Raw genomic sequence first — 23428 nt, 5'->3', positions numbered from 1 at the left:
GGATCGATGGACGAAGTGCTGCGCGGGCCGATTCCGCCGCTGCCGGTTCCGGAACCGTTCGCCGGGCGGGACGACGAGGTGCGGGAGCTGTCGTCGTGGCTGTCCGGCCCCGACGGAGTGGCACGGAGTCTGGTGCTGCACGGTCCGGCCGGGGTGGGGAAGTCCGCGCTGGCCGCCGTGCTCGTGCGCCGGCTGGGCGACGCGCTGCCGGTGCACTGGATCACCGCCGGTGCCGACGAGCACCCGGAAACGGTCCTGCTGCGGCTCCTCGCCGCGCACCGGGCACCCCGGCTGCCCATGCTCGAAGCGGCGGTGCGGACGGACCGGACGGTCTTCGCCGACCTGCTGCGCGACCAGTGCCGGCGGCACATCACCGGTTCCGTACTGGTGCTGGACGGCGTACGGCCGACCCTGGGCCGGGCCGTGCTGGACGCCGTGCGGCCGGGCACCAACATGGTCATCGTCACCGCCCGGCAGCGCGGCCGGTGGGCCGGCCCGACCGTCCGCCAACACCAGGTGCGTCCGCTGGGCGTGCGGGACGCGGCCGGACTGGTCGGCTCCCTCGCGGGCCCGGCCGCGACGGAAGACGCCGTGCGCCCGCTGGTCCGGGCGGCCCGGGGACTGCCGCTGTGGCTGCGGGTGGCGGGCGCGGTGCTGTCCGAGACCGGCAGCGGTTCGGCGCCGCGCACACCGGACGACCTGTTCGCACTCGCCGCCGGTCTGCTCGACGACCGGGCCCGGCAGACACTCACCCGGCTGGCGCTGCGGTCCCCGGACGGCAGGCCCGTCGCCGCCCGGCTGGCCGAGGAACTGATCGCCGCGACCGGTGATCCGGACCCGTTGCTGGGCGTTTTCGACAGCCTGCGGGCGTACGGACTGCTGCGGCCGGGCCGGGAGGGCACCCTCGTCCTGCCCGCGCCGGTCGCGCTCGCCGCGCTGCGCGGGACACCGGGCGGCGAGCGGGCCCGGGTGACCGCGGACCTGAGGGGCATCGCGTACGCCCTCGCCCGCCGTGCGGTGGGCACGCTCGACGGCCGCACCCCCGCCGCCCGGCCGCTGACCGACGGCGCGACAGCCGCCGGACTGGCCGCGCACATCGACGAGTTCATGGAACTGGCCGCCCGCGACGAGGAACTCGCCGAAGCGCTGGCCACCCTGCTGGCCGTCGGCGGCGACGCGCACCGGCTGGTCGCCCTGCACCGCACGTCGGGCCGCACGACCGGGGTCGCCCTGGCGGGTCTGCTGCGCGACCTGGGCCGGCCCGGGGCGGCGGGCCCCTTGTTCCAGGCGGGGCGCCGGGGGCAGGAGCTTTTGGCAGCGGAGGCGTGGGACCCCTGGCGCCGGGGCTACGTCGAGAACATGTACAGCTCCGGTGAGCTGACCCGCGTCCTGACCGCCGCGCAACGGGCCGAGCCCCGGGACGAAGCCGAGTTGGCCTGGCTGGCGACGGTGCAGGGGGCCGCGCTGTGCGACCAGGGACGCCCGCTCGAAGCGCTGGCGGCGATCGAGTCGGCGATCGAGGGGCACCGCCGCACCGGTTGCGCCCGGGGGCACGGCTGGGCGCTGCTGCACCACGCCCGGACCCTGCTGTCGACCGGCCGACTGCTCCAGGCCGAGCACTCCCTGGGCCAGGCCGCCGCGTCGCTGGCCGGCGCGGGCGACACCCGCGGCCGCAACTGGGTCGCCACCGAATCCGTCCGGCTCCTTCTGCTGCGGGAACGCGGCCGGGAGGCCCTTGACGCGGCTCAGCGGGCGCTCACCGCGCACGAGGTGGCCGAGGACGCCCGTGGGCTGGGCTGGACCTGCCTCTACTTGGGGCTCGCCCAGGAACTGCGGGGGAGGACCGGTGAGGCCCGGGTGGCATTGCGGGCCGCCTCCAGGCACTTCCTGGACTGCGGGGACCAGGTGGGCGCGGCGTGGGCCCGGCACCGCTTCCTGCTGCTGAGGCCCGGCCGGAGCCGGGCCGGGGAGCTGGAGGCCGTGGCGAAGGAGTTCGCCGCCGCCGGCTGCCCCGTCGGCCGGGCGTGGTCGCTGGTCGAGAGCGTCCTACGCGCCGACGGACCGGACCGTGCCGACCGGCTGCTGTGGCCCGCCCGGTCCACGTTCCGGGACCTCGACGACCAGGTGGGGCTCGCCTGGCTGGAGGCGGTACGGCGGTTCCGCGAGGGGTACGACGAGGTGCACGTCCCCGCGCCCGCCCGGCGGGCCCCCTTCCCCGCGGACTTCGCCGGGCGGGAGGCTCTGGATGCCGGTCTCCGGGCGTTCTGGCGGGTTGTGGACGCCGGGAAGCTGCCCGCTATCCCGATGCGCGCCCGCGACATCGTCGGTGTCCCCGTCCGCCATCGGACCAAGCCACTGGCGCCGTACATCACGAACCGCGCGGGCTCCAGCCCTCTCCCCCGCTGCCAGGTCCGCCTCACCCTCCTCGACCCCTCCCGCATCCTGCTGCGCGTGATCCCCGCCGAGGACCACCCCTGGGCCGCGGCCGACGACGACCGCCCCTGGCTCACCGCGGTGGCCCTCCCCCTCACCCCCGCCACGGTGGAACCGGCCACCGCCCTGCTGCGACCGTCCGAACGGGAAACCCACGGTGCCGAGTTCGACTTCACGGCGGCCCGCCCGGGCCTGCACGTCATCCGCTTCACCGTCGCCCTGGAACGCACCGGCACGGTCCTCCAGCAGGTCGAGACCGAACTGGAGATCCTGGACGCCGACCGGGCGGACGGCCTCGCCGCACCGCACGCGGTCTCGGGGTGGGGACGGTAACGGCGTATGAGCACCGAACTGCGCGTACGGATCGTGCAGGACCCCAGCGACGGCTTCACCCGGCTCCCGGACGACCTGGCCGAGGGCCCCGACATCACCGTCAGCCTCGACGCCCTGGCCGACGGCCGGATACGCGCCCGGCTGTACGGGCCCGCCGTGCCGTACCAGTACGGAACCGAGCACCGGGTGGACCTGGCCGTGCGCCCGGAGGAGGTACGCGCGGCCGCCGCGCGGCTGTGCCGGCACTGGAAGGACCTGCTGATCGACTTCCGGGCGCTCGCCCCAGACGGCCGCCCGCTCCCGACCGGGCCCGAACAGCCGTACGCCTCTCTGGTCGACCTGCGGTCCCGGCCGCCGGGCGAGCTGTACGACTTGCTGCACGAACTGGCGCTGGCCGGGTCGGAGTTGCTGTTCGGCACGCTGCTCGGCGGGGACGATCCCCGGGTCCGGCGGTTCAGCGCCCACCTGGCGCAGGCGCTGGACGGCCGGGAGGGGCTGCGGGTCAGGTTCGACTCAGAACTGTACGTTCCCTGGCCGATGGTCTGCCTGCCGCTCGACGATCTGCCGCCGCCCGGCGAGGGCGGCGATCCCCACACCCTCTTCCCGCGCTTCCTGGGCCACCGCCACCAGATCGAGCAGACCGGCGGCGCCTACCCGTGGCTGGACAGCCGGCGCGAGCCGCCCGTGGTGCCGTCGGTCAGCCTCAACCACGACCTGCGGGTCGACCGCCAGGGCCGGACCCGGGCCGCCGAGGTCGCCGCGGTGCTGGCCAAGGACACCCGCTTCGTGGAGCGCACCACGCGCGCCGAGTTCGTACGGGCGCTCGCGGACGCCTCCCTCGACGAGCACCTGATGTACTTCTGGTGCCACGGTCACTTCGTCGCCAACGGCGCCCAGCCCGCCTGTCTGGCCGTGCGGCTGACCGACCAGGTGCCGATCGACGCCCAGACGGTCCGGGACCGGCGGCGCCGTTTCTCCCACACCAGTCCGTTCCAGCCGTTCGTCGTGCTCAACGCCTGCCACGCGGGGGTTCCCGAAGGCGGCGGCGACGTGGCGTTCCTGGGCCGGGAACTGATCCGGGCCGGTGCCCGCGGTGTGCTCGGCCCTCAGATCGAGATGCCGCAGATGTTCGCCGCCGAGTACGCCCTGGAGTTCGTCACCCGCTATCTGCGCGGTACGGCGACGGCCGGCGCGGTGGCCCACGCCGTGACCCGGCACTTCACCGACGAGCTGGGCAATCCGCTCGGCCTCGCCTACGCCTTGCACCACGGCATGGACAGCCGGCTGGAGCGGGCCGTCACCGACACCGCCGGCGGAACCGGCGCCGGCCAGGAGATCACCGTATGACCGAGCATGTCCTCGACCACAGCGTCCGCGTCGTCGACCTTGCAGCGGACGGCTGGTTGCTGGAGGACACCGCCTCGGGCCCCCGGCCGGTCCCCGCCGACCGGCTGGCGAACCACTTCGCCGAGGAGCTGGCGCCGCCCGACTGGGCGACGGACCTGATCGTCTACGTCCACGGCTGGCAGACCGGCCCGGAGTCCGCGCTCGACGCGGTGCGCCGGCTGCTGGCCCTGACAGCCGCGCGGTACGGCGCCGGGGACTATCCGCGGCTGAAGCCGTGGCGGCCGTGGACGGTGCTGGTCCGCTGGCCGTCCCGCTCGCTGTACTCCTTCGGCGGCTACCGCCGTATCCGGGACCGGGCGCACGCCATGAGCACGGAGGGACACGCGGCCAAGGTCATCGGCCGGCTGCTCGGCTATCTGGACCGGCACCGGGCGGACCCTGCCGCACCGCCCGTTCTGGCCAATCGCGACGGGCAGTACCTGCACCTGATCGGGCACTCCTTCGGCTGCCGGTTCCTGTGCGAGGCCGTGCAGTGGGCGGCGGACGAACCGCTCACGCTGGGCTGGAGCGCACCGGAACCGGCGGGCCGGCCGTTCACCGTCGACTCGATGCTGCTGTTGCAGATGGCGGCGCCCCGTGACGCCTTCACGACCACCTTCACCGCGCTCGGTGAGGCCCCATTGCGCGGCCCGGTCGTGGCCACCTACTCGCAGCACGACCGGGCCACCGGGTTCTGGCATCTGCGAGCTGAGAAGACGGCGGGCATCGGCCACGCGGGCATCGGCACGGCGCCCGCGCCGGTGTCCACGATCCGCATGCTGCCGCCGGGCGAGCCCTATCCCCTCGCCATCCTCGACCACCGCTTCGTCAGCGTGGACGCGAGCGACGTGTTTGTGCACGGCAACGGCTTCGCGGGGGCCCACTCCGACCATCTCCGGTCGGAGTCGGCCCATCTGCTGCTGTCCCTGGCCGAACACTCCAGGTGACGGGGTGCTGCGTCAGGCCGCCCCGGAGCCGGAGGTGAGGTCGGCACGCGGTGGTTCCTTCCCGCAGGGGCGCACCGAGTGGGAGCCCCTCGGCCGTCCTTGAGACCTCCCGCGAGCGGGAGACGACCCGTGCCGCCGACGGCGGCCGCACCGTCCACCGCACCGCGTCCCTGCCCGCCCACGACGACGTCCTCAACCTCCTCGGTCCACCCGCCTGGACCGAGACGCGCCACCCGCGCGGAGCCCAGCACAACCAACTCCCCATCACCGGCCCTCATCCCCCGGGTCCGCACCGTCTGCAGCATTACAACGAGGCGTCGGGTCGTCTCTCTCCCCCGCCAGTGGCACTCCGCCAGCCGGCGTCCCTTACACGGCATTGGACGCGAGTCGAGGCAGAGGTCTCAGATGCTCTGATCATCTTCGGAATATCCCACGTCATGTCGTAACTGTGGTCAGCGCTGCCCGTTCCGGCCTCCACCAAGGCGCCCGGCAGCGACGAACCCGCACGAACGCTGTCGACACAACCGCCCTGTGCCTCACTGAGGACGGTGCGATCAGACATCCGGTAGACGCGTGCCACGCTCGCGCGCCATCAGATCATCCAGTCGATCCCGCACGCCCTTCACGCCGCAACCCCGAGGTCTGACGCCCACGCGGCCTTGATCTCGGCGCCCCGCACGCCCTCGAAGACACCGTGCAGGACCGCGAGCGTCAGCGCCAGCCACTGATCGTCGGCCAAGTAGTCCGGCTGCGTGACAGCCATAGGCGGGCACTGTTCCGCCTGCGGCATAGCCGCTTCTTCGTCTCGCACAGCAGTTGACCGCCCGCCCTGGTTCGCCTGTCCCGATCAAATGATCAAGAGCACTCATACGATCGGGTGAACGCAGCCGCTCACCGCAACCACACCAGCCCTTTACGAGTCATACACGCACACCGCACGAACCGATCCTCGGGGGCAACGTGAACCAGCAGTACCCGCAGCAACCCGGCCAGCCCCAGCAGCCGGCCCAGCCGTACCCGCAGCAGCAGCCGGGGTGGGGCGGTCCGCATCCCGGCGGCCACGCGGCACCCGGCTATGTCCCCCCGGGCCCTCAGCCTCCGAAGAAGAACAGCACCGGCAAGATCGTCGGCTTCGGGTGCCTCAGCGTCGTCGCCCTCTTCGTCCTCGTCGCGATCATCGGCACGATCGGCAGTGGCAACGACACTTCCGGCAACACCGACAACAAGGCTGCCAGCGCCGAGCAGCCCTCCGAGGCCGAGGACAAGCCGGCGTCCGAGGACAGCAAAGCGGGCGACCAGGAGCAAGAGCCTGCCGCAGAAAACCCGTCCGTGAAGATCACGGCGAAGCCCACCGCCTTCTCCCCCTCCGTCATCGCCCAGGGCACCGACTACACCAGCGTCCTCGTGGAGATCACCAACAACAGCGACGACACCATTGACGTCAACCCGCTGTACTTCGCCATCACCGACAGCGACGGCACCAAGCACGCCTCCGAACTCGCCGTCGACACCCACCAGATCGACACCGTGAAGATCGCTCCCGGCGAAAACGTCAGCGGTGCGATCACCGGTGAAGGCAAGTTCACCGCGAAGACCGTCACCTACACCGACGGCCTCCTCGGCGACCCCGTCCGCATCGACATCTCCTGACCGCTCCACCCCTGGGAGATTCCATGCGTCGAGCCATCGCACTCATCGCAGGCGGCGCCCTGATCCTCGCCGGCGGAGTGACCGGCACCGCCATCTGGCTCAGCCAGCCGTCGTACGACGACATCGCCGCCGACTGCGCCGCGGCACTGACCGAGCGCGCCGAAGGCAACAAGGCCAAGCCGAGCGCCTGCCACGGGGTGAATGAGGACGACTACCAGGCGCTCGTCATGTCGGCAGTCATCGACGACCTCGGCTGGATCGACGAAGAGGGCAACGTCGACAAGAACGAGATACTCAAAGACGCCCTCGAAGCCACGCCGTAGCCGTCACGCTGACGAAACCACCGCACCGCGCCACCCCACTCGCGGGGTCCTCGCTCCACGGGGAGAGCATCCGTGAAGCGAGGACCGGCTCCCATGAGAAAAGCATGGGAGATGATCTCGCCGAGTAACCCGGAAGGCTCTGCAGGTATCGCTACCTACTCGCCGCTTCGGTCCTTGCTTACGGGCGTGCGCCCACCAGCGTCACCGCCAGTCGACGCGCCGGCCTCGGCATTCTCGCTTTCAGCGAAGTCGACCTTGCCCATGTGCCGGTTCATGCTCTTCATCAGGAACCACACCGCCACGGCCAGTACCGCGAAGACGATGAAGCCGAGGACACCGGGGGTGACCTTGTCCTCGTCCACCTCGGCGAGGGTGACGAGGTGTGCCATTGCCAGGCTTGCGCTTGCGCTCATGTCAGGCATTGTCCCGGATGCCCGCGAAGAGGTCGCCCTCGGGGAGGGAAGTGTCCACGAGGGACTTCGCGAGCTCGTACTCCTCGGTGGGCCAGACCTCCTTCTGGAGATCCATCGGAATCCGGAACCAGCCGCCGTCGGGGTCGATCTGGGTGGCGTGCGCGATCAGCGCCTTGTCGCGGATCTCGAAGAACTCGGCGCACGGCACATGCGTGGTGAGCGTGCGCTCCACCCGCTCCATCTCGTTCCACCGCTTGAGCCACTCCCCGTACGGCGACTCCAGGCCGCGCTGGAGCATCGCGTGGTGCAGCGCCTCGGTGCGCTGCCGGTTGAAGCCCTGGTTGTAGTACACCTTCTGCGGCTGGTACGCCGGTCCGTACTCGCTCTCCGGGTACTTCTCGGTGTCCGTCGCCCCTTCGAACGCCACCATCGTGATCTTGTGGGTCATGATGTGGTCGGGGTGCGGGTAGCCGCCGTTCTCGTCGTAGGTGGTGATCACCTGGGGGCGGAAGGCGCGGATCTTGCGCACCAGCTCACCGGCCGCCTTGTCGACGTCCTCCAGGGCGAAGCAGCCCTCCGGCAGCGGCGGCAGCGGGTCGCCCTCGGGCAGTCCCGAGTCGACGAAGCCGAGCCACTCCTGCTTGACGCCCAGGATCTCGCGGGCCTCGTCCATCTCCTTCCTGCGCACCTCGTGGATGTTCTCCTCGATGTACGGGTCGCCCTGGAGCTTCGGGTTGAGGATGGAGCCGCGTTCCCCTCCCGTGCAGGTCACCACGAGCACGTCCACCCCTTCGGACACGTACTTCGCCATGGTGGCCGCGCCCTTGCTCGACTCGTCGTCGGGGTGGGCGTGGACGGCCATCAGTCGCAGCTGGTCAGTCAAGACTCGATCCTCGGTTAAGTCGGCGCCCCGGTGTCGGTGAGGGCGTTCGGCGGCTTCTATAGTGACCGAATCGGGGGGCGAATAATTCCGGGGCCCGGCTCCGGGGGCCCTGCCGGGGCTTCCGTCCCGCTCCTGCCGAGAGGACGATCATGAGTACGGCGACCACGCGCCCGCCCGAGAGCCGCTACGGCCGCTCCTCGGACGCCCAGGCCGACCGCACTCTCAAGGTCGTCGGCACCGTTCTCGGCATCGCCCTGCTCGCGCTGATCGGCTGGTTCGGCTACCACTACGTGGCGCAGAGCGAGATCAGCGGCGAGGTGATCACCTTCGAGACCGGCGAGAAGTCGGTCAAGATCCACCTCGAGGTCCGCAAGGACGCCGGCGTCAGCGGCTACTGCACCGTGCGGTCCCAGGCGGAGGACGGCGCCGAGGTCGGCCGGGCCGACTTCCGGTTCGAGGGCGAGCAGACCCGCTTCGACAAGGTCGTCACCCTGCGCACCAGCGCCCCGGGCTCGACTGCCGAGCTGCTCGGCTGTCACACGGACTGACCGTCCCAGAGCGTCGAACGATTCCGTCGCCGCTGACCTGCGCCGACGTGACACTGACGGCTTATGTCCTCCCCCTTTGGCCCGTCAATTGTTAGGCTCGTGGTTTCGCCCTTCCGTAGAGGAACATGTTCCTGGGTAGGGCGATGCTTTGTATTCCCAGTACCGACGAGGAGCACCCTGTGACCCAGACCAGCGAGAACGTCACCTGGCTGACCCAGGAGGCGTACAACAAGCTCAAGGAAGAGCTTGACTACCTTACTGGTCCTGCGCGCACGGAGATCTCTGCCAAGATCGCCGCGGCGCGTGAGGAGGGGGACCTGCGCGAGAACGGCGGGTACCACGCGGCGAAGGAGGAGCAGGGCAAGCAGGAGCTCCGTGTCCGCCAGCTGACCCAGCTCCTGGAGACCGCCAAGGTGGGTGAGGCGCCCGCGGCGAACGGCGCCGTGGCGCCCGGCATGGTCGTCACGATCGCGTTCGACGGCGACGAGGACGACACTCTGACGTTCCTGCTCGCCTCCCGCGAGTACGCGAGCTCCGACATCGAGACCTACTCGCCGCAGTCCCCGCTGGGCTCCGGCGTGAACGGTCACAAGGTCGGCGACGACGCGGAGTACGAGCTGCCGAACGGCAAGAAGGCCTCCGTGAAGATCCTCAAGGCCGAGCCGTACAACGGCTGACCCGTCCCCGTTGCCCTTGACCGGCCCCGGCGTCCGCTTCCAGCGTGCCGCCGGGGCTTCGTCATGCGGGCGTCGGCGGTGCGGTCACGCGGCCGCCGAGCGGTACTTGCGGACCGCCAGCGTCCGGAAGACCACGATGATCAGCACGGACCAGATGAGCGAGGCCCAGACCGGGTGCTGCATGGGCCAGGCGTCGGACTGCACGACGCCGGGGTTCCCGAACAGCTCACGTGCCGCCTGCACGGTCGCGCTGAACGGGTTCCACTCGGCTATGTGCCGCAGCCAGGGCGTCATCTGGCTGGAGTCGACGAAGGCGTTCGAGATGAACGTGACCGGGAACAGCCAGATGATGCCGCCCGAAGTCGCCGCCTCCGGGGTACGGACGGCCAGGCCGATCAGGGCGCCGATCCAGGTGAAGGCGTAGCCGAGCAGGAGGAGCAGGCTGAAGGCGCCCAGGATCTTCCCGGCGTTGGTCGGTTCCGCCGAGCCGGTGCGCCAGCCCACGAGCAACGCCACGATTGCCAGGACGAGCATCGTGATGCACGTCTGCACGAGATCGGCGACGGTCCGGCCGGTCAGCACCGCCCCTCGGGCCATCGGCAGGGAACGGAAACGGTCGACCAGCCCCTTCTGCATGTCGTCCGCAATGCCCGCGGCCGATCCCGCGGTGGCGAACGTGACGGTCTGCGCGAAGATGCCCGCCATGAGGAAGTTCTTGTAGACGCCGGCGTCGGTGCTGCCCCCGACGCTCATCGAGCCACCGAAGACGTAGGTGAAGAGAACGACGAACATGACCGGCTGGATGACCCCGAAAAGGAGCATCTCAGGAATCCTGGTCATCCGAATTAGGTTCCTGCGGGCGATGACCAGCGAGTCGGCAACCATGCTCATGCGACGCTCCACTCCCCCGCACCTAAACGCTGACCAGGGATGCAGCGGGTCATCCGGATCAGGTTGCGGCGGGCGACGACCAGGGAGTCCTTGACGGACTGGACGGCGCGGCTGCGGGGTGGCTCGATGCGGACGGTGTCGGTGAGGGCACTCACTTGGCGGCCTCCTTCTCGGTCTCCTCGCCGGCTCCCTCGTCCTCGGCCGTGTGGCCGGTGAGGGAGAGGAAGACGTCGTCGAGGGTGGGGCGGCGCAGGCCGATGTCGTCGATCTCCATGCCGCGGGTGTCCAGCTCGCGGATGATCTCGGAGAGCAGCTTCGCGCCGCCGGTGACCGGGACGGTGATCTTGCGCATGTGCTCCTCGACGGTGGTGTCGCCCTTGCCGAAGCCGCGCAGTATCTGCGCGGCGGCCGGGATGTGCTCGCGGTCGTGCACCACCACCTCGACGCGCTCGCCGCCGGTGCGGGCCTTGAGCTGGTCGGAGGTGCCCTGGGCGATCACCCGGCCGTGGTCGACCACCGCGATGTCGTGGGCGAGGTGGTCGGCCTCCTCCAGGTACTGGGTGGTGAGCAGCAGCGTCGTCCCGCCGGACACCAGTTGCTTGATGACCTCCCACAGTTGCTGGCGGTTGCGGGGGTCGAGGCCGGTGGTCGGCTCGTCCATGAACATCACGGGCGGCGAGACGACGAGGGCGGCGGCGAGGTCGAGCCTGCGGCGCATGCCGCCGGAGTAGGTCTTGGCGGTGCGGTCGGCGGCGTCGGCGAGGTGGAACTGCTCCAGCAGCTCGGTCGCACGCCGCTTCGCCGTCTTCGCCCGCATCTGGTAGAGCCGGCCGACCATCTGGAGGTTCTCCCGGCCGGTCAGATATTCGTCGACCGCCGCGAACTGGCCGGACAGGCCGATGGACCGGCGTACCGCGTCGGGCTGTTTCAGTACGTCGAGGCCGGCCACGACCGCGCGGCCGCTGTCGGGGCGCAGCAGGGTGGTCAGGCAGCGGACGGCGGTGGTCTTGCCCGCGCCGTTCGGCCCGAGCAGGCCCAGGACGGTGCCCTCGGGGACATCGAGGTCGACGCCGTCCAGAGCCCTTACACTGCCGAAGGTCTTCACCAGACCCTCGGCATAGATGGCGCCAGGCATATCAGTCTCCACGTCGTCGGGGATTCTTCGGATGGCCTGTCTTCGCGACTCACGCTATCGCGATGTATCGCGTCTCACAATGGACTTGCTCGAACGAGTGACAAGGCGGTGCCGAGCGGCGCCGGGCGCCCCCGTCCCCCCCGTCCCCACCGTCCCTGCCGTTTCTGCCGTCCCTACCGCATGACGGTGTAGCCCGCGTCGCCCAGGGCGCGGCCGACCTCCACGCAGTGCTCGGGGCCCTTCGTCTCCAGGTGCAGTTCGACCTCCGCCTCCGTGAGGCCCAGCCGCGGATCGGTCCGCACGTGGCTCACATCCAGGACGTTAGCGTCGACCACTGACAATGCCCCGAGCAGCGTGGCGAGGGCGCCCGGCCGGTCCGGCAGCCGCAGCCGGACCGCGAGGTAGCGGCCCTGCGCGGCCATGCCGTGCCGCAGCACGCCCTGCATCAGCACCGGGTCGACGTTGCCCCCGGACAGCACCGCCACGACCGGGCCCTCGAACGACCCCGGCTCGGCCAGCAGCGCCGCGACCGGGCTCGCGCCGGCCGGCTCCACCACCAGTTTGGCCCGTTCCAGGCACAGCAGCAGCGCCGCCGACAGCTGGTCCTCGGTGACCGTGCGGACCTCGTCGACCAGGTCTCCGACGATCCGGAACGGCACGTCCCCGGGCCGCCCCACCCGGATGCCGTCGGCCATCGTGGCGGGGTGGGCGAGAGAGACCGGGTGCCCGGCCGCCAGGGACGGCGGGTACGCCGCCGCGCCCTCGGCCTGCACGCCGACGACCCGCACCTCGGGCCGCAGCTCCTTCACCGCGACCGCGATCCCGGCCGCCAGTCCGCCGCCGCCGACGCCGACCACGATCGTGCGGACCTCGGGGCACTGTTCCAGGATCTCCAGGCCGACCGTGCCCTGGCCGGCGATGACGTCCGGGTGGTCGAAGGGGTGGATGAACACCGCGCCCGTCTGCCGCGCGTACTCCTGGGCGGCGGCCAGCGTCTCGTCGACCACCTGGCCGTGCAGCCGCACCTCGGCGCCGTAGTCCTGGGTGGCGCTGATCTTGGGCAGCGGGGCGCCCTTCGGCATGAACACGGTCGAGGTCACGCCCAGCAGCGCCGAGGCGAGAGCGACGCCCTGCGCGTGGTTGCCGGCGCTCGCGGCGACCACGCCGGCGGCCCGCTCCTCGGGCAGCAGGCCGGCGATCCGCACGTAGGCGCCGCGCAGTTTGAAGGAGCCGGTCCGCTGGAGGTTCTCGCACTTGAGGTGCACCGGGGCGCCGACCAGCTGGGACAGGTGCCTGCTGCCTTCCATGGCGGTGGTCCGCGCGACGCCCGAGAGCATCTTCTGCGCCCCGCGCACGTCGTCGAGGGTGACGGTCCGCGAAAGGCCAGCCGTGCTGTAGCTCATGACACCAGCATCGCAGTTCGCGGCCGGCGCACGTCTTGGTGACCACCGTCCGAGACCGGCTTTGCGCAGCGCCGGTACGCCCCGCGCCCAGTCCGCGTACCCTGTCCCCCAACCCAGCAGCCCTTCACGAAGTGAGCCCCCGGCCATGCCCACAACACCTGAAATGTCGATGGACATGACGACCGCCGGTGACCCCGGTCTTCTCGACACGTTGCAGCACGAGGTGGCGGTGTTCGCCCGCCGTGCCGAACAGACCCGGCTCGGCGGTGTCGGGCAGGTGCGCAACACCATGGACCGCGCCGCGTATCTGCTGCTCAACCGCCTCGACAAAGAGGGTCCGATGGGCGTCAAGGCGCTCGCCGCGAGCATGGGGATCGACTCCTCCACGGTCACCCGGCAGGTCGCCCCGCTCGTCGACACCGGACTCGTCAAGCGCACCTCGCACCCCGAGGACGGCCGCGCGGTCGTGCTCCAGTTGTCTCCGCGCGGGGTGTCGCGGCTGGAGGAGGTGCGTTCTTCCCGCCGTCAGCTGATGGCCGAACTGACCGAGGACTGGGCGCCGGAGGAGCGTGAGGCGTTCTGCGCGCTCCTCACGCGCTTCAACGGCGCGCTGTCCGCCCGTACCTCTCAGGGGGCGGCGGGGACGGAGACCCCGCCGGTCTCCTGAGCCCCGCCCGCACGGCGAAGTCGCTCGCGGCCCCGCCCGGCGGTACGCGCGCGTACCGATGTGTTCCCGGCCCTTGACCGGCGGACCGCCGCTGTCCTCAGATGAGACCGGCGGGGTCGCCCGTAGGTGGGAGGCGCGGTGCGCGAACGGCATGCGGTGCGGGGTGTCCGCCGGGCCCGGGAGTTCCAGGCGTTCGTCGCGGGCGCGGCGGGGCGGCTGCTGCATGCCGCGACCCTGCTCACGGCCGAGGCGCCGGACGACAATCCGCACGCGCGGCGCCTGCTGACCCTCTCGCTGGCGCACACCTACGTCTGCTGGGACCGCCTGCGCGGCGAGGACCCGTACGACCGCGCCCGCCAGTACCTCGCCACCCGGTTCGCCCGCGAGTTCCGGCACCGCTGCCTCGGTCCCGGACGCGGCCGTCCGGGACCCCGCGGTCCGCTGGCCGCGCTGAGCCCGCGGGAACGGTTGATCCTCGTCCTGCGGCTCTACGAGGGTGTCGCCGAGGAGCAGGCCGCGGCCCTGCTGGGGCTGCCGCGGGAACGCGTCCGCGTGCTCTGCGACCGTGCGACGGCGACCTTGCTGCACGCCCCGCCCCGGCCGCCGACAGCGGTGGTACGGGGACGGGGGCGGGGCGGCGTCGACATGCGGGTGCCGTCGTCGTGAACCGGGCCCAGCGGGAGGCCGCGGTGCGACGGATCATGGAGCAGACGCCACCCCGGGTACCGCCCGGACTGTACGCCGAGGCCGTCCGGCGCGGCAGCCGACTGCTGCGGCGCAGGGCCGCCGTCCGCCGGCTGCTGTGGCTGCTGCTCCTCGCCGCCGCCGTGGCCTTCGCCGTCTGGGCGCTGACCGTCCAGCCGTGGGTGCGGCCGCCGTCCGAGACGACGCCGCCGCTGACCGGGTGGTGACCGGACCGGTCAGCCCAGGGCCTGCTGGAGGTCCGCCAGCAGGTCGTCGGCGTTCTCGATGCCGACCGAGAGGCGGACCAGGTCGGCCGGGACCTCCAGGGCGGAACCGGCCGCCGAGGCGTGCGTCATCCGGCCCGGGTGCTCGATCAGCGACTCGACGCCGCCGAGGGACTCGCCCAGCGTGAACACCTTCGCGCGGTTGCAGACCTCGACGGCCGCCTCCTCGCCGCCCGCCACCCGGAAGGAGACCATCCCGCCGAACGCCCGCATCTGCTTGGCGGCCGTCTCGTGCCCGGGGTGGTCGGGCAGGCCCGGGTACAGGACGTGCGTCACGCGCGCGTGCCGGGTGAGCAGGTCGGCGACCTTGCCGGCGTTCTCGCTGTGCCGGTCCATGCGTACCGCGAGGGTCTTGGCGCCGCGCAGCACCAGCCAGGAGTCGAAGGGCCCGGCGACCGCGCCCATCGCGTTCTGGTGGAACGCCAGTTCCTCGCCCAGTTCCGGGTCGCTGACGACCAGCGCGCCGCCGACGACGTCGGAGTGACCGCCCATGTACTTGGTGAGGGAGTGCACGACGACGTCCGCGCCGAGGGCCAGCGGCTGCTGGAGGTAGGGCGTGGCGAAGGTGTTGTCGACGACCAGCCGGGCCCCGGCCTCCCGGGCCACCTGGGCGACGGCGGCGATGTCGGTGATGCCGAGCAGCGGGTTGGAGGGCGTCTCCACCCAGACGGCCTTGGTCTTCGGGGTGAGCGCGGCCCGTACGGCGGCCGGGTCGGCGGAGTCGGCGACCGACCACTCGACCCCCCAGCGGGTGGCGACCTTGGCGAAGAGCCGGAAGGTGCCGCCGTACGCGTCGTTGGGGATGACCACGTGGTCGCCGGGGCGCAGCAGGGTACGCAGCAGGCAGTCCTCGGCGGCCAGTCCGGAGGCGAAGGCGAGGCCGCGGCGGCCGCCCTCCAGAGCGGCGAGGTTCTCCTCCAGCGCGGTCCGGGTCGGGTTGGCGCTGCGGCTGTACTCGTAGCCGCCGCGCAGGCCGCCGACGCCGTCCTGCTTGTAGGTCGACACCTGGTAGATCGGCGGGACGACCGCGCCCGTCAGGGGGTCGGCGGTGTTGCCCGCGTGGATCGCGAGGGTCTCGAAGTGCTGACTGAAATGCCTGTCGCTCATGGGCCCGAGCGTAGTGCGCCGCGGGGTTGTGCGAGGCCGCACGAGGGCGGACGGTCCGCGGTGCGCCCCGGGGACTCCCGAGCCGATGTGTTCCACAGGCACACCGGCAGCGCACCAGCAGCACACCGGCCGGGTTTTCCACAGCCGCCGGGACGGGTTGGCCAATTGTCGGCGCGGTCTGGTTCGCTTGTGGCATGGAGATTCTCTGGGTCCTGCTGGCACTGGTCATGATCGGCTTCGTGCTGCTCCCCGTCTTCCGGCGCAGACGCGGCATGATCGAGCAGGTGCCGCCGGGGCATCCGGACGCGGCGGACCCCGCGCACTACGGCTTCGCCCTGGAGGAGGAGCTGGACATCCGGATGCCCGGCCCCGACCAGGACCTGCTCGATGTCCTCGACCTGGTGCAGCGCACCCAGGACTACCGCGCGGCGCGGCAGCTCCTCGCCGGGACGGAGGCGGACGGCGAGCGGCGCTGGCAGCGCGTGCAGGCGTTCGCGGGCGCCGCGGCGCTGGAGTTGCAGCAGCGGCCGGGCGGGGTCGGGGAGACGCCGGGCGGTCAGTGGCTGCGGGTGTGGCGGGCGGAGCACCCCAAGGACGCGGGCGGTGCCGCGGTGCACGCGGAGTTCCTGGTGCAGCAGGCGTGGCGGACGTCGACGCCCGGTACGGACGAGTTCCGGATCATCATGGAGGAGGCGAGGGCGGCGTGCGGTGACGCGGCGCTGCTCGCGCCCGGCGACCCGGTCCCGTACATCGTCGAGCTGTCGGTGGCCCGCGGGCTGGGCTACGAGCGCGCGGAGTTCGAGCAGCTCTGGCTGAAGATCCTGGACCGCGCCCCGGCGCACATGGGCGCGCACCTGGCGGCGCTGCACTACTGGTGCGAGAAGTGGCACGGCTCGCGGGAGCTGGCGTACTCGTTCGCGGAGGCCGCGGCGGCGCGGGCGCCCCGGGGGTCGCTGCTGGCCGCGATGCCGCTGTTCGCGGTGTTCGAGCATCTGCCCGAGGTCAACCTGGTCAGCGGTTTCCACCAGAGCGAGGTCGTCACCAAGGCGGTGCACGGCGCGCTGCACGCGGTGCACTCCGCCCGTCCCGACGACCCGATGTCGGCGCACGTCCGCCATCTGCTGCTGTTCTTCCTGGTCCGCGGCGAGCGCTGGGCCGAGGCGATGGACCAGTTGGTGCACATAGACGGCCACGTCGGCGCGCTGCCCTGGACCCTGTCCGCCGACCCGGCGGCGGAGTTCGCGGTCTACCGGGCGCTGGCGGTGGCGGGGTACGAGGCGAACGGGGGGAGTCCGGCTACGTTGCCGCACTGAGCCTTCGGCGGACCCGACGCCCTCATCGCCCCTCCCCTTCCCCCTCCCCCTCCCCCGTTGACCTTGACACGGTGACAAGCCCTTCACTGCTTTCACTGCCTGTCGAGAAGGCCGAGGAGGCCGAGAAGGCACAAGTAGGCCGAGAAGGGGGTCCCATGACCATGACCATGACCGAACCGGACTCGGAGGTGCCGAAGGCGCTCCGGGCCCTGGCGGACGATCGTGCCGCCGTGCGGCTGCGGGCCGCGCTGGCGGTCGGTACGGCGCCGGATCCGGCGTACGTCGGCGCGCTCGTCGAGCGCTGTGCCGTCGAGGACGAGTTCTTCGTCCGCGACATGCTGACCTGGGCGCTCACCCGGCATCCGGTGGCCCTGACGCTGCCCGCGCTGGTCCGGGAGGCGGGTTCGGAGCGGGCGCGGGCGCGGAGTCAGGCGTTGCACACGCTGTCCAAGATCGGGGACCGGCGGGCGTGGCCGGCGATCACCCGGGAGCTGCTGACCGACGCCGACGAGGAGGTGGCGCGCAGTGCCTGGCGGGCCGCGGTGCTGCTGGTGCCCCAGGGTGCGGAGCCGGAGCTGGCGGCGGTGCTGGCGACGCGGCTCGGGCGCGGTGGGCGGGAGACGCGGCTGAGTCTGAGCCGGGCGCTGGCGGCGCTGGGCGAGGTGGTCGTGCCGGTGTTGCGGGACGCGGGCGCCGGCCCCGATCCGGAGGTCCGGGCGCACGCGCTCGCCACCGAGCGGCTGCTGCGGGACCCGGACGCCGGGTTCGAGTCCGCGATCGAGGAGGCGAAGCGGATCGTGGCCCTCGGGGGAGACGGTTGAGGGATGCTGATCGGTGAGGTGGCGCGGCGCTCCGGGGTCAGTGCCCGCATGCTCCGGCACTACGAGTCGCTGGGGCTGCTGCGGCCCGCGGGGCGGACGGGCTCGGGTTACCGGGAGTACTCCGATGCGGACATCCGGCGGATCTTCCACATCGAGAGTCTGCGGTCGCTGGGGCTGTCGCTGCGGGAGATCGGACGCGCGCTCGACGACCCCGGTTTCGCGCCGTCGGCGCTGGTCGACGACCTCGTCCGGCAGACCCGGGAACGCATCGCGGCGGAGACCGAGCTGCTCACCCGGCTGCGCCGGATCGGGGCCGCCGAGCCGGCCGGGTGGGAGGACGTCCTCCAGGTCGTCGCGGTGCTCCGGGGGCTGGGGGCGGAGAGTGCCGCCGCGCGTCAGCGGGCCGCGCTCGCCTCGGTCGACGAGGCGCCGGTGCCGGTGGAGGCCCTGGTCGAGGCGGTGCTGAGCGAGCCGGACCCCCATGTCGCCGGGGCCCTGCGGTGGGCGCTGGCGCGTTCGGGCCACGACAGCAGCGCGCTGCTGGCCGAGGGCCTGGGCTCACCGGTGGCCGCGGTGCGCGAACGGGCCGTCCGGTGCCTGGCCGGGATACCCGGTGCGGAGGCCGGCGCCCGGCTGCGGGACGCCCTCGGGCACCCCGACCCGGCCGTCCGTAGCCAGGCGGCGGTGGCGCTCGGGACGCGCGGCGAGGCCGCGGCCGGGCCGGTCCTGGTCGACATGATCGTGACCGGGCGCAACGACACCGACGCGGCGGACGCGCTGAGCGTGCTGGCCGGCGACCCGGCGACGGCGGAGCGGATCGCCGCCCGGCTCGTCGGCCGCCTCGCCCACGACACCACCGGCGCACCGGCCCGGGTGCGGCTCACCCAGGCGCTCGCGGACATCCCGGGGCGCACGGCGTCCCGTGCGCTCGTACGGCTGTCGGCGGACCGGGACCGGGCGGTCTCGGTCACCGCGACGTATCTGCTGCAACTGCGGGACGCCGACGCGCGAGGCGGGTCGTGAGGGTCAGCCCTCGGCGCGGGCCGGCAGCCGCCAGCCGGGGCGCGGGAAGTGGCAGGTGTAGCCGTTCGGGTACCGCTGGAGGTAGTCCTGGTGCTCGGGCTCGGCCTCCCAGAACGGGCCGACCGGCTCCACCTCGGTGACGACCTTGCCGGGCCACAGCCCCGAGGCGTCCACGTCCGCGATGGTGTCCTCGGCGATCCGCTTCTGCTCGTCGTCCACGTAGTAGATCGCCGAGCGGTAGCTCATGCCGATGTCGTTGCCCTGGCGGTTCTTCGTGCTCGGGTCGTGGATCTGGAAGAAGAACTCCAGGATCGCGCGGTAGTCGGTCCGCTCGGGGTCGAAGAGGATCTCGATGGCCTCCGCGTGCGTGCCGTGGTCGCGGTACGTCGCGTTCGGCACGTCTCCGCCGGTGTAGCCGACCCGGGTCGCCGTCACGCCCGGCTGCCGGCGGATCAGCTCCTCCATCCCCCAGAAGCATCCGCCCGCCAGTACGGCCCTCTGTGTCTGCGCGGCCATCACGGCCCTCCCATTTCTACGGTTGTCCTCGGTCGACTCGGTTCACCCTGGTCAACGCGCGAGGACACCGAGCGATTCCGGAGGGCCGTGCGGCCGGCCGGCCGGGGTCAGATCGTCGCCGTGTCGATCACGAAGCGGTAGCGGACGTCGCTGGCGAGGACCCGCTCGTAGGCCTCGTTGATCTGGCTGGCCTCGATCAGCTCGATCTCCGCGCCGATGCCGTGCGCGGCGCAGAAGTCCAGCATCTCCTGGGTCTCCGCGATCCCGCCGATCATCGAACCGGCCAGCGTCTTGCCGCCGCCGATCAGGGAGAACAGGTTGAGGGAGATCGGCTCCTCGGGGGCGCCGACGTTGGCCAGGGTGCCCTCCGCCGTCAGCAGGCCCAGGTACGCGCCGAAGTCGAGCGGCGCCGAGACCGTGGAGACGATCAGGTCGAAGGTGCCGGCCAGCTCGGTGAAGGTGGCCGGGTCGCTGGTGGCGTAGTAGTGGTCGGCGCCCAGCTTGAGGCCGTCGTCCTTCTTGCGCAGCGACTGGGACAGCACGGTCACCTCGGCGCCGAGCGCGTGCGCGATCTTGACGGCCATGTGGCCGAGGCCGCCCAGCCCGATCACCGCGACCTTCTTGCCGGGGCCGGCGCCGAACCGCTTCAGCGGCGAGTACGTGGTGATGCCGGCGCACAGCAGCGGGGCGGCCTCGTCGAGGGACAGGCCGTCCGGGATGCGGACCGTGAACGCCTCGTCGACGACGACCTTCTGCGCGTAGCCGCCGTAGGTGGGCTCACCGTCGTGGCCGATGGCGTTGTAGGTGCCGATGTTGCCCTTGACGCAGTACTGCTCCTGGCCGGCCTTGCAGTTCTCGCACTCGCGGCAGGAGTCGACCATGCAGCCGACGCCCACCCGGTCGCCGACCTTGAACTTCGTCACGCCGGGGCCGACCTCGGAGACCACACCGGCGATCTCGTGGCCGGGCACCATCGGGAAGATGGCCTCGCCCCAGCCCTCGCGGGCCTGGTGGATGTCGGAGTGGCAGATTCCGGCGTACTGGATGTCGATCAGCACGTCGTGCTCACGGACGTCCCGCCGCTCGATGGTGGTGCGCTCCAGCGGAGCCTTGGCGGCGGGGGCGGCGTACGCGGCGACAGTGGTCATGCCGGGTTCTCCGGAATTCCTCGTAGTGGTGCTTGGGTACGCCCTCCAGCGTGCCGACCGGACGGACGGCCACCCAGACCACGGTTTTGCGTACGTCCGCCGTGCGTACCACTGGCAGGGTCAGGCTCCGGTGCCTACGACCAGGAATACTGGATCGCATGGACGTATCGCCCGATTCCGTACCCGAGGCCGGCCCGGGCCTGGACCAGCGTGCCGAGCTGAGCGAGTTCCTGCGCACCCGGCGGGCCCGGCTGAAGCCGGAGGACGTCGGGCTGCCCTCGTACGGGCGGGCCCGGCGGGTCCCGGGGCTGCGGCGCGAGGAGCTGGCGCAGCTCGCCGGGGTGTCCGTGGCGTACTACACCCGCCTTGAGCAGGGCAACGGGCGGAACGTGTCGGCGGAGGTGCTGGACGCCATCGCCCGCGCGCTGCGGCTGTCCGACGCGGAGCGGGCGCATCTGACGCACCTGGCGAAGCCGAAGCAGCAGCGGCACCGGCAGGCGGCGGCGCGGGCCCAGCAGGTCCGCCCGGCGCTGCGGCAGCTGCTGGACTCGTTCGACACGGTCCCGGCGTACGTCACCGGGCGGCGCACCGACGTCCTCGCCTACAACAGCATGGCCTCGGCGCTGTTCGGCGGCTGGGACCGGATGCCGGCCCGGGAGCGGAACTGGGCCCGGCTGGTGTTCCTGCGGCCGGACTACCGCGACCTGTTCCTGGAGTGGGACGGGAAGGCCGCGGACATCGTCGGCTTCCTCCGGATGGACGCCGGCTGCCACACCGACGATCCGCAGCTGGCCGCGCTGGTCGGGGAGCTGTCGGTGAAGAGCGAGACGTTCCGGCGGCTGTGGGCGGCGCACGACGTGAAGGAGAAGAGCCACGGCGTCAAGCGGATGCGGCATCCGGTGGTCGGGGAGCTGACCCTGTCCTTCGAGACGTTCCGCCTGGTGGACGACGCGGACCAGTCCCTGATCACGTACCACGCGGAGCCGGGCTCGGCGTCGGCGGACGCGCTGCGGCTGCTGGCGAGCTGGAGCGCGGAGGCGACCGCGCGCGCGTAACCGCCGGACGCGGCGCCGGGGCCCCAACTACCCTGCCCCTCATGCTGCTTCGCGGAATGATACGAGTAGTCATGACATTCGCCGTGGCACTTACGGGGGTGGTCGCGGCGGGCGCGACGGCGGGGGCCGCCGACGCCGGACGGGAACCGCTGCTGTACTTCAACCACGCCTACGGGGTGCTGGACCGGGAGACCGCCGACGCGATCGAGGACTCCGCCTATCTGCGCGAGTTCGCCAACTTCCAGGTGCGGACCACGACCGGGGCGGACGGGCAGACCTGGACCGGGCGTTATCTGATGGGGCGCGAGACGTACGTCGAACTGTTCGGGGTGGGTGACCTGGCCGGGCCCGACGGGGCGCTGGGCGCCGCCGGGCTGGGGGTGTCGGCCGAGCGGGCCGGCGACCTGGCGAAGGCCGTCGACCGGCTGCCGGACTACGGCGTCCCCGAGCCGGTCGCCTTCCAGCAGACCCGGGACTTCGGGGACGGGGTGCCGGTGCCGTGGTTCGACGCGGTGTTCACCGACACGCAGTACGACGCCTTCGGGGCGTGGGGGATGGAGTACCGGCCGGAGTACTTCGCCGACCCGCGCGGCAACACGGAGCCGGCGAGCGGGCCGGGCGACGTGGGCCGGGAGCGGTACCTGTCCGACGCCTACCAGGATCACCTGATGCGGGACGTCACCGCCATCCGCCTCGGCGTGACCCCGGCCGACCTCGCGGACACGGTGCCGTTGCTGCGCGCGGGCGGGTTCGCGGTGCGGGACCTGGCGGGCGGCGGTGTCGTCGCCGACGACGGCATGACCAAGGTACGGCTGGACGCCGTGCCGCGCGCGGAAGCGGGCCTGCGGCACATCGGCTTCGCGCTGAACCGTCCGGTGGCGGAGCGGCAGGTGCGGCGGATCGGCAACTCGACGCTGGCGGTCGGGCCGGGGGCCCGAGCCTCCTGGACGTTCGAGTAACGCCGCCGTCAGCGGGCCTTGAGCGCCGTGATGAACGGTGCCCAGGCGGGGGCGGTGAGCAAGAGGACGTGTCCGTCCGGGACCTTGGAGTCCCGGACGGGGACGAGGCCGGGCACTCCGTGGGCTACCTCGACGCAGTTGCCTCCACTGCCGTTGCTGTAGCTGCTCTTCCTCCAGCGCGCGTCACTCAAGTCGTCCCGCCTGCTTGCCATTTCGGTAGTCCTCTGCCGCTGCCTCGATCAGGGCCAGGGACGCCTCCGGTGACAGCGCGACGGCCCTGAGCCGATCGTACGACTTGCGGTACTCCTCCACGAGCGCCGGATCATCGATGGTGAATCCGGTGTGCAGAGACTCTGTGTAGACGAGTGGCGGCGCGTCCGGGAAGGTCATGAACATCAACGTGCCGACCATGAAGGGGTGCGGGCTACAAGTCCGCGGCAGCACCTGCGGAACGATGCGCCGCCGCGCGGCCAGCCCCGCCACTTGGTCGAGTTGTTCCGCCATCTCCCGCGCGGGCAGGATCGCGTCCAGCAGCAAGGATTCGTGCAGGATTACCCAGTACGACGGGACGTGATGGTCCTCCTCGAAGAGTCTGGCGCGTGCCATCCGGGCGCTGACCTTCGGCTCCACCTCCTCGTCCAGGGCTTGCGGGTGAGTCGCCAGGACAACAGCACGCGCGTAGGCGGGGGTTTGCAGGAGCCCTGGGAAAAGGCTCGGGCACCACTCCTCGATGGTCTTGGCGTGCTTCTCCGGATGGCGTCCCGCCGAGTGGTGTAGCCGATCAACGGACCGGAACTCGCAGGTCACGCCGTGTATTTCGGTCGGCCCG

The 23428-nt window shown here is 71.8% G+C and carries 27 protein-coding genes; 15 read left to right on the top strand and 12 right to left on the bottom strand.

Features of this window, described 5'->3' with window-relative positions:
- Nucleotides 1-6 precede the first annotated feature (6 nt).
- The 3 genes from ACTT8P_RS11810 to ACTT8P_RS11800 are packed head-to-tail and all read left to right on the top strand — an operon-like array spanning nucleotide 7 to nucleotide 5099.
- A complete protein-coding gene (locus ACTT8P_RS11810; RefSeq protein WP_442831537.1) occupies nucleotides 7-2766 on the top strand; it encodes an AAA family ATPase in 2760 nt (919 codons plus the stop codon).
- A gap of 6 nt (nucleotides 2767-2772) precedes the next feature.
- Nucleotides 2773-4113 (top strand): CHAT domain-containing protein, encoded by a 1341-nt coding sequence (locus tag ACTT8P_RS11805; protein WP_442831536.1) that lies wholly within the window; start codon nucleotides 2773-2775, stop codon nucleotides 4111-4113.
- A complete protein-coding gene (locus tag ACTT8P_RS11800) occupies nucleotides 4110-5099 on the top strand; it encodes a hypothetical protein (protein WP_442831535.1) in 990 nt (329 codons plus the stop codon). Before ACTT8P_RS11805 ends, ACTT8P_RS11800 begins: the two co-directional genes overlap by 4 nt.
- Before the next feature lie 622 nt (nucleotides 5100-5721).
- On the opposite strand, the gene ACTT8P_RS11795 is transcribed toward ACTT8P_RS11800, so the two are convergent.
- The gene (locus ACTT8P_RS11795; RefSeq protein WP_442831534.1) at nucleotides 5722-5862 is read right to left on the bottom strand and encodes a hypothetical protein; all 141 of its coding nucleotides are present in this window, start codon (nucleotides 5860-5862) and stop codon (nucleotides 5722-5724) included.
- A gap of 197 nt (nucleotides 5863-6059) precedes the next feature.
- On the opposite strand from ACTT8P_RS11795, the gene ACTT8P_RS11790 reads away from it, so the two are divergent.
- Together ACTT8P_RS11790 and ACTT8P_RS11785 are read left to right on the top strand one after the other, a co-directional pair.
- Nucleotides 6060-6749, top strand: a complete 690-nt coding sequence (locus ACTT8P_RS11790; RefSeq protein ID WP_442831533.1) for a DUF4352 domain-containing protein — start codon at nucleotides 6060-6062, stop codon at nucleotides 6747-6749.
- Nucleotides 6750-6772: 23 nt separating this feature from the next.
- The gene (locus tag ACTT8P_RS11785) at nucleotides 6773-7072 is read left to right on the top strand and encodes a hypothetical protein (protein WP_442831532.1); all 300 of its coding nucleotides are present in this window, start codon (nucleotides 6773-6775) and stop codon (nucleotides 7070-7072) included.
- Nucleotides 7073-7227: 155 nt separating this feature from the next.
- Here the strand turns inward: ACTT8P_RS11785 and ACTT8P_RS11780 are convergent, their stop codons facing one another.
- Nucleotides 7228-7494, bottom strand: coding sequence for a hypothetical protein (locus ACTT8P_RS11780; RefSeq protein ID WP_442831531.1), 267 nt, complete (start codon nucleotides 7492-7494; stop codon nucleotides 7228-7230).
- On the bottom strand, nucleotides 7487-8347 hold the full coding sequence (gene mca / locus ACTT8P_RS11775; RefSeq protein WP_442831592.1) for a mycothiol conjugate amidase Mca: 861 nt from the start codon (nucleotides 8345-8347) through the stop codon (nucleotides 7487-7489). The genes ACTT8P_RS11780 and mca overlap by 8 nt, the downstream gene beginning before the upstream one ends.
- 170 nt (nucleotides 8348-8517) lie before the next feature.
- On the opposite strand from mca, the gene ACTT8P_RS11770 reads away from it, so the two are divergent.
- Both ACTT8P_RS11770 and greA read left to right on the top strand, forming a co-directional pair.
- Nucleotides 8518-8916 (top strand): DUF4307 domain-containing protein, encoded by a 399-nt coding sequence (locus ACTT8P_RS11770; protein ID WP_442831530.1) that lies wholly within the window; start codon nucleotides 8518-8520, stop codon nucleotides 8914-8916.
- Between the two features lie 179 nt (nucleotides 8917-9095).
- Nucleotides 9096-9593: a transcription elongation factor GreA gene (gene greA / locus ACTT8P_RS11765; RefSeq protein WP_361162659.1), complete on the top strand. Its 498-nt coding sequence runs from the start codon at nucleotides 9096-9098 to the stop codon at nucleotides 9591-9593.
- Nucleotides 9594-9677: 84 nt separating this feature from the next.
- On the opposite strand, the gene ACTT8P_RS11760 is transcribed toward greA, so the two are convergent.
- From ACTT8P_RS11760 to ilvA, 4 genes are all read right to left on the bottom strand, one after another.
- Entirely contained in the window at nucleotides 9678-10484 is an 807-nt protein-coding gene (locus tag ACTT8P_RS11760; RefSeq protein WP_442831529.1) for an ABC transporter permease, read from the bottom strand.
- Nucleotides 10481-10639, bottom strand: a complete 159-nt coding sequence (locus tag ACTT8P_RS11755) for a hypothetical protein (RefSeq protein ID WP_442831528.1) — start codon at nucleotides 10637-10639, stop codon at nucleotides 10481-10483. Before ACTT8P_RS11755 ends, ACTT8P_RS11760 begins: the two co-directional genes overlap by 4 nt.
- Nucleotides 10636-11619: an ATP-binding cassette domain-containing protein gene (locus ACTT8P_RS11750; RefSeq protein WP_442831527.1), complete on the bottom strand. Its 984-nt coding sequence runs from the start codon at nucleotides 11617-11619 to the stop codon at nucleotides 10636-10638. Before ACTT8P_RS11750 ends, ACTT8P_RS11755 begins: the two co-directional genes overlap by 4 nt.
- A gap of 173 nt (nucleotides 11620-11792) precedes the next feature.
- Nucleotides 11793-13022, bottom strand: coding sequence for a threonine ammonia-lyase (gene ilvA / locus ACTT8P_RS11745; protein WP_442831526.1), 1230 nt, complete (start codon nucleotides 13020-13022; stop codon nucleotides 11793-11795).
- 163 nt (nucleotides 13023-13185) lie between these two features.
- Here ilvA and ACTT8P_RS11740 point away from each other — a divergent pair, with 163 nt between their 5' ends.
- The 3 genes from ACTT8P_RS11740 to ACTT8P_RS11730 all read left to right on the top strand — a co-directional run bounded on the left by ACTT8P_RS11740 (nucleotide 13186) and on the right by ACTT8P_RS11730 (nucleotide 14600).
- The gene (locus ACTT8P_RS11740; protein ID WP_442831525.1) at nucleotides 13186-13689 is read left to right on the top strand and encodes a MarR family winged helix-turn-helix transcriptional regulator; all 504 of its coding nucleotides are present in this window, start codon (nucleotides 13186-13188) and stop codon (nucleotides 13687-13689) included.
- Nucleotides 13690-13827: 138 nt separating this feature from the next.
- Complete coding sequence (locus ACTT8P_RS11735; protein WP_442831524.1) at nucleotides 13828-14355, top strand: sigma factor-like helix-turn-helix DNA-binding protein; 528 nt, start codon at nucleotides 13828-13830, stop codon at nucleotides 14353-14355.
- A complete protein-coding gene (locus tag ACTT8P_RS11730) occupies nucleotides 14352-14600 on the top strand; it encodes a hypothetical protein (RefSeq protein ID WP_442831523.1) in 249 nt (82 codons plus the stop codon). The genes ACTT8P_RS11735 and ACTT8P_RS11730 overlap by 4 nt, the downstream gene beginning before the upstream one ends.
- 9 nt (nucleotides 14601-14609) lie before the next feature.
- Here the strand turns inward: ACTT8P_RS11730 and ACTT8P_RS11725 are convergent, their stop codons facing one another.
- The gene (locus ACTT8P_RS11725) at nucleotides 14610-15764 is read right to left on the bottom strand and encodes a cystathionine gamma-synthase (RefSeq protein ID WP_442831522.1); all 1155 of its coding nucleotides are present in this window, start codon (nucleotides 15762-15764) and stop codon (nucleotides 14610-14612) included.
- A 194-nt stretch (nucleotides 15765-15958) separates the two neighbouring features.
- On the opposite strand from ACTT8P_RS11725, the gene ACTT8P_RS11720 reads away from it, so the two are divergent.
- The 3 genes from ACTT8P_RS11720 to ACTT8P_RS11710 all read left to right on the top strand — a co-directional run bounded on the left by ACTT8P_RS11720 (nucleotide 15959) and on the right by ACTT8P_RS11710 (nucleotide 18921).
- Nucleotides 15959-17077, top strand: coding sequence for a hypothetical protein (locus ACTT8P_RS11720; RefSeq protein ID WP_442831521.1), 1119 nt, complete (start codon nucleotides 15959-15961; stop codon nucleotides 17075-17077).
- A gap of 161 nt (nucleotides 17078-17238) precedes the next feature.
- Entirely contained in the window at nucleotides 17239-17898 is a 660-nt protein-coding gene (locus ACTT8P_RS11715) for a HEAT repeat domain-containing protein (protein ID WP_442831591.1), read from the top strand.
- 3 nt (nucleotides 17899-17901) lie between these two features.
- The gene (locus ACTT8P_RS11710) at nucleotides 17902-18921 is read left to right on the top strand and encodes a MerR family transcriptional regulator (RefSeq protein ID WP_442831520.1); all 1020 of its coding nucleotides are present in this window, start codon (nucleotides 17902-17904) and stop codon (nucleotides 18919-18921) included.
- Nucleotides 18922-18924: 3 nt separating this feature from the next.
- Here ACTT8P_RS11710 and msrA read toward each other — a convergent pair whose 3' ends face one another.
- Entirely contained in the window at nucleotides 18925-19437 is a 513-nt protein-coding gene (gene msrA / locus ACTT8P_RS11705) for a peptide-methionine (S)-S-oxide reductase MsrA (RefSeq protein ID WP_442831519.1), read from the bottom strand.
- Nucleotides 19438-19544: 107 nt separating this feature from the next.
- Nucleotides 19545-20585, bottom strand: a complete 1041-nt coding sequence (locus ACTT8P_RS11700; protein WP_442831518.1) for an NAD(P)-dependent alcohol dehydrogenase — start codon at nucleotides 20583-20585, stop codon at nucleotides 19545-19547.
- A gap of 158 nt (nucleotides 20586-20743) precedes the next feature.
- Here ACTT8P_RS11700 and ACTT8P_RS11695 point away from each other — a divergent pair, with 158 nt between their 5' ends.
- Together ACTT8P_RS11695 and ACTT8P_RS11690 are read left to right on the top strand one after the other, a co-directional pair.
- Nucleotides 20744-21640 carry a helix-turn-helix domain-containing protein gene (locus ACTT8P_RS11695; RefSeq protein ID WP_442831517.1) on the top strand — a complete coding sequence of 299 codons (897 nt, stop codon included), beginning with the start codon at nucleotides 20744-20746 and terminating at the stop codon, nucleotides 21638-21640.
- 71 nt (nucleotides 21641-21711) lie between these two features.
- The gene (locus ACTT8P_RS11690; protein WP_442831516.1) at nucleotides 21712-22599 is read left to right on the top strand and encodes a DUF5829 family protein; all 888 of its coding nucleotides are present in this window, start codon (nucleotides 21712-21714) and stop codon (nucleotides 22597-22599) included.
- A gap of 8 nt (nucleotides 22600-22607) precedes the next feature.
- On the opposite strand, the gene ACTT8P_RS11685 is transcribed toward ACTT8P_RS11690, so the two are convergent.
- Both ACTT8P_RS11685 and ACTT8P_RS11680 read right to left on the bottom strand, forming a co-directional pair.
- Nucleotides 22608-22811, bottom strand: coding sequence for a DUF397 domain-containing protein (locus tag ACTT8P_RS11685; protein WP_442831515.1), 204 nt, complete (start codon nucleotides 22809-22811; stop codon nucleotides 22608-22610).
- Nucleotides 22783-23428 (bottom strand): DUF5753 domain-containing protein (locus tag ACTT8P_RS11680; protein ID WP_442831514.1); only part of this gene is annotated, 646 nt, incomplete at its 5' end. The genes ACTT8P_RS11685 and ACTT8P_RS11680, both read right to left, overlap by 29 nt.

This window comes from Streptomyces sp. JW3, assembly GCF_052216785.1.
Lineage (GTDB): Bacteria > Actinomycetota > Actinomycetes > Streptomycetales > Streptomycetaceae > Streptomyces.
The sequence above is the reverse complement of the archived record's forward strand: the minus strand, read 5'-3'. Positions and strand labels throughout refer to the sequence as shown.

Bases quoted from the DNA above. Each gene is read 5' to 3' on its own strand.
- ACTT8P_RS11810 (WP_442831537.1), top strand. From the start codon at position 7: ATGGACGAAGTGCTGCGCGGGCCGATTCCGCCGCTGCCGGTTCCGGAA.
- ACTT8P_RS11805 (WP_442831536.1), top strand. From the start codon at position 2,773: ATGAGCACCGAACTGCGCGTACGGATCGTGCAGGACCCCAGCGACGGC.
- ACTT8P_RS11800 (WP_442831535.1), top strand. From the start codon at position 4,110: ATGACCGAGCATGTCCTCGACCACAGCGTCCGCGTCGTCGACCTTGCA.
- ACTT8P_RS11795 (WP_442831534.1), bottom strand. From the start codon at position 5,862: ATGGCTGTCACGCAGCCGGACTACTTGGCCGACGATCAGTGGCTGGCG.
- ACTT8P_RS11785 (WP_442831532.1), top strand. From the start codon at position 6,773: ATGCGTCGAGCCATCGCACTCATCGCAGGCGGCGCCCTGATCCTCGCC.
- ACTT8P_RS11780 (WP_442831531.1), bottom strand. From the start codon at position 7,494: ATGCCTGACATGAGCGCAAGCGCAAGCCTGGCAATGGCACACCTCGTC.
- mca (WP_442831592.1), bottom strand. From the start codon at position 8,347: ATGGCCGTCCACGCCCACCCCGACGACGAGTCGAGCAAGGGCGCGGCC.
- ACTT8P_RS11770 (WP_442831530.1), top strand. From the start codon at position 8,518: ATGAGTACGGCGACCACGCGCCCGCCCGAGAGCCGCTACGGCCGCTCC.
- ACTT8P_RS11760 (WP_442831529.1), bottom strand. From the start codon at position 10,484: ATGAGCATGGTTGCCGACTCGCTGGTCATCGCCCGCAGGAACCTAATT.
- ACTT8P_RS11750 (WP_442831527.1), bottom strand. From the start codon at position 11,619: ATGCCTGGCGCCATCTATGCCGAGGGTCTGGTGAAGACCTTCGGCAGT.
- ilvA (WP_442831526.1), bottom strand. From the start codon at position 13,022: ATGAGCTACAGCACGGCTGGCCTTTCGCGGACCGTCACCCTCGACGAC.
- ACTT8P_RS11740 (WP_442831525.1), top strand. From the start codon at position 13,186: ATGTCGATGGACATGACGACCGCCGGTGACCCCGGTCTTCTCGACACG.
- ACTT8P_RS11725 (WP_442831522.1), bottom strand. From the start codon at position 15,764: ATGAGCGACAGGCATTTCAGTCAGCACTTCGAGACCCTCGCGATCCAC.
- ACTT8P_RS11720 (WP_442831521.1), top strand. From the start codon at position 15,959: ATGGAGATTCTCTGGGTCCTGCTGGCACTGGTCATGATCGGCTTCGTG.
- ACTT8P_RS11715 (WP_442831591.1), top strand. From the start codon at position 17,239: ATGACCATGACCGAACCGGACTCGGAGGTGCCGAAGGCGCTCCGGGCC.
- ACTT8P_RS11710 (WP_442831520.1), top strand. From the start codon at position 17,902: ATGCTGATCGGTGAGGTGGCGCGGCGCTCCGGGGTCAGTGCCCGCATG.
- msrA (WP_442831519.1), bottom strand. From the start codon at position 19,437: ATGGCCGCGCAGACACAGAGGGCCGTACTGGCGGGCGGATGCTTCTGG.
- ACTT8P_RS11700 (WP_442831518.1), bottom strand. From the start codon at position 20,585: ATGACCACTGTCGCCGCGTACGCCGCCCCCGCCGCCAAGGCTCCGCTG.
- ACTT8P_RS11695 (WP_442831517.1), top strand. From the start codon at position 20,744: ATGGACGTATCGCCCGATTCCGTACCCGAGGCCGGCCCGGGCCTGGAC.
- ACTT8P_RS11690 (WP_442831516.1), top strand. From the start codon at position 21,712: ATGACATTCGCCGTGGCACTTACGGGGGTGGTCGCGGCGGGCGCGACG.
- ACTT8P_RS11685 (WP_442831515.1), bottom strand. From the start codon at position 22,811: ATGGCAAGCAGGCGGGACGACTTGAGTGACGCGCGCTGGAGGAAGAGC.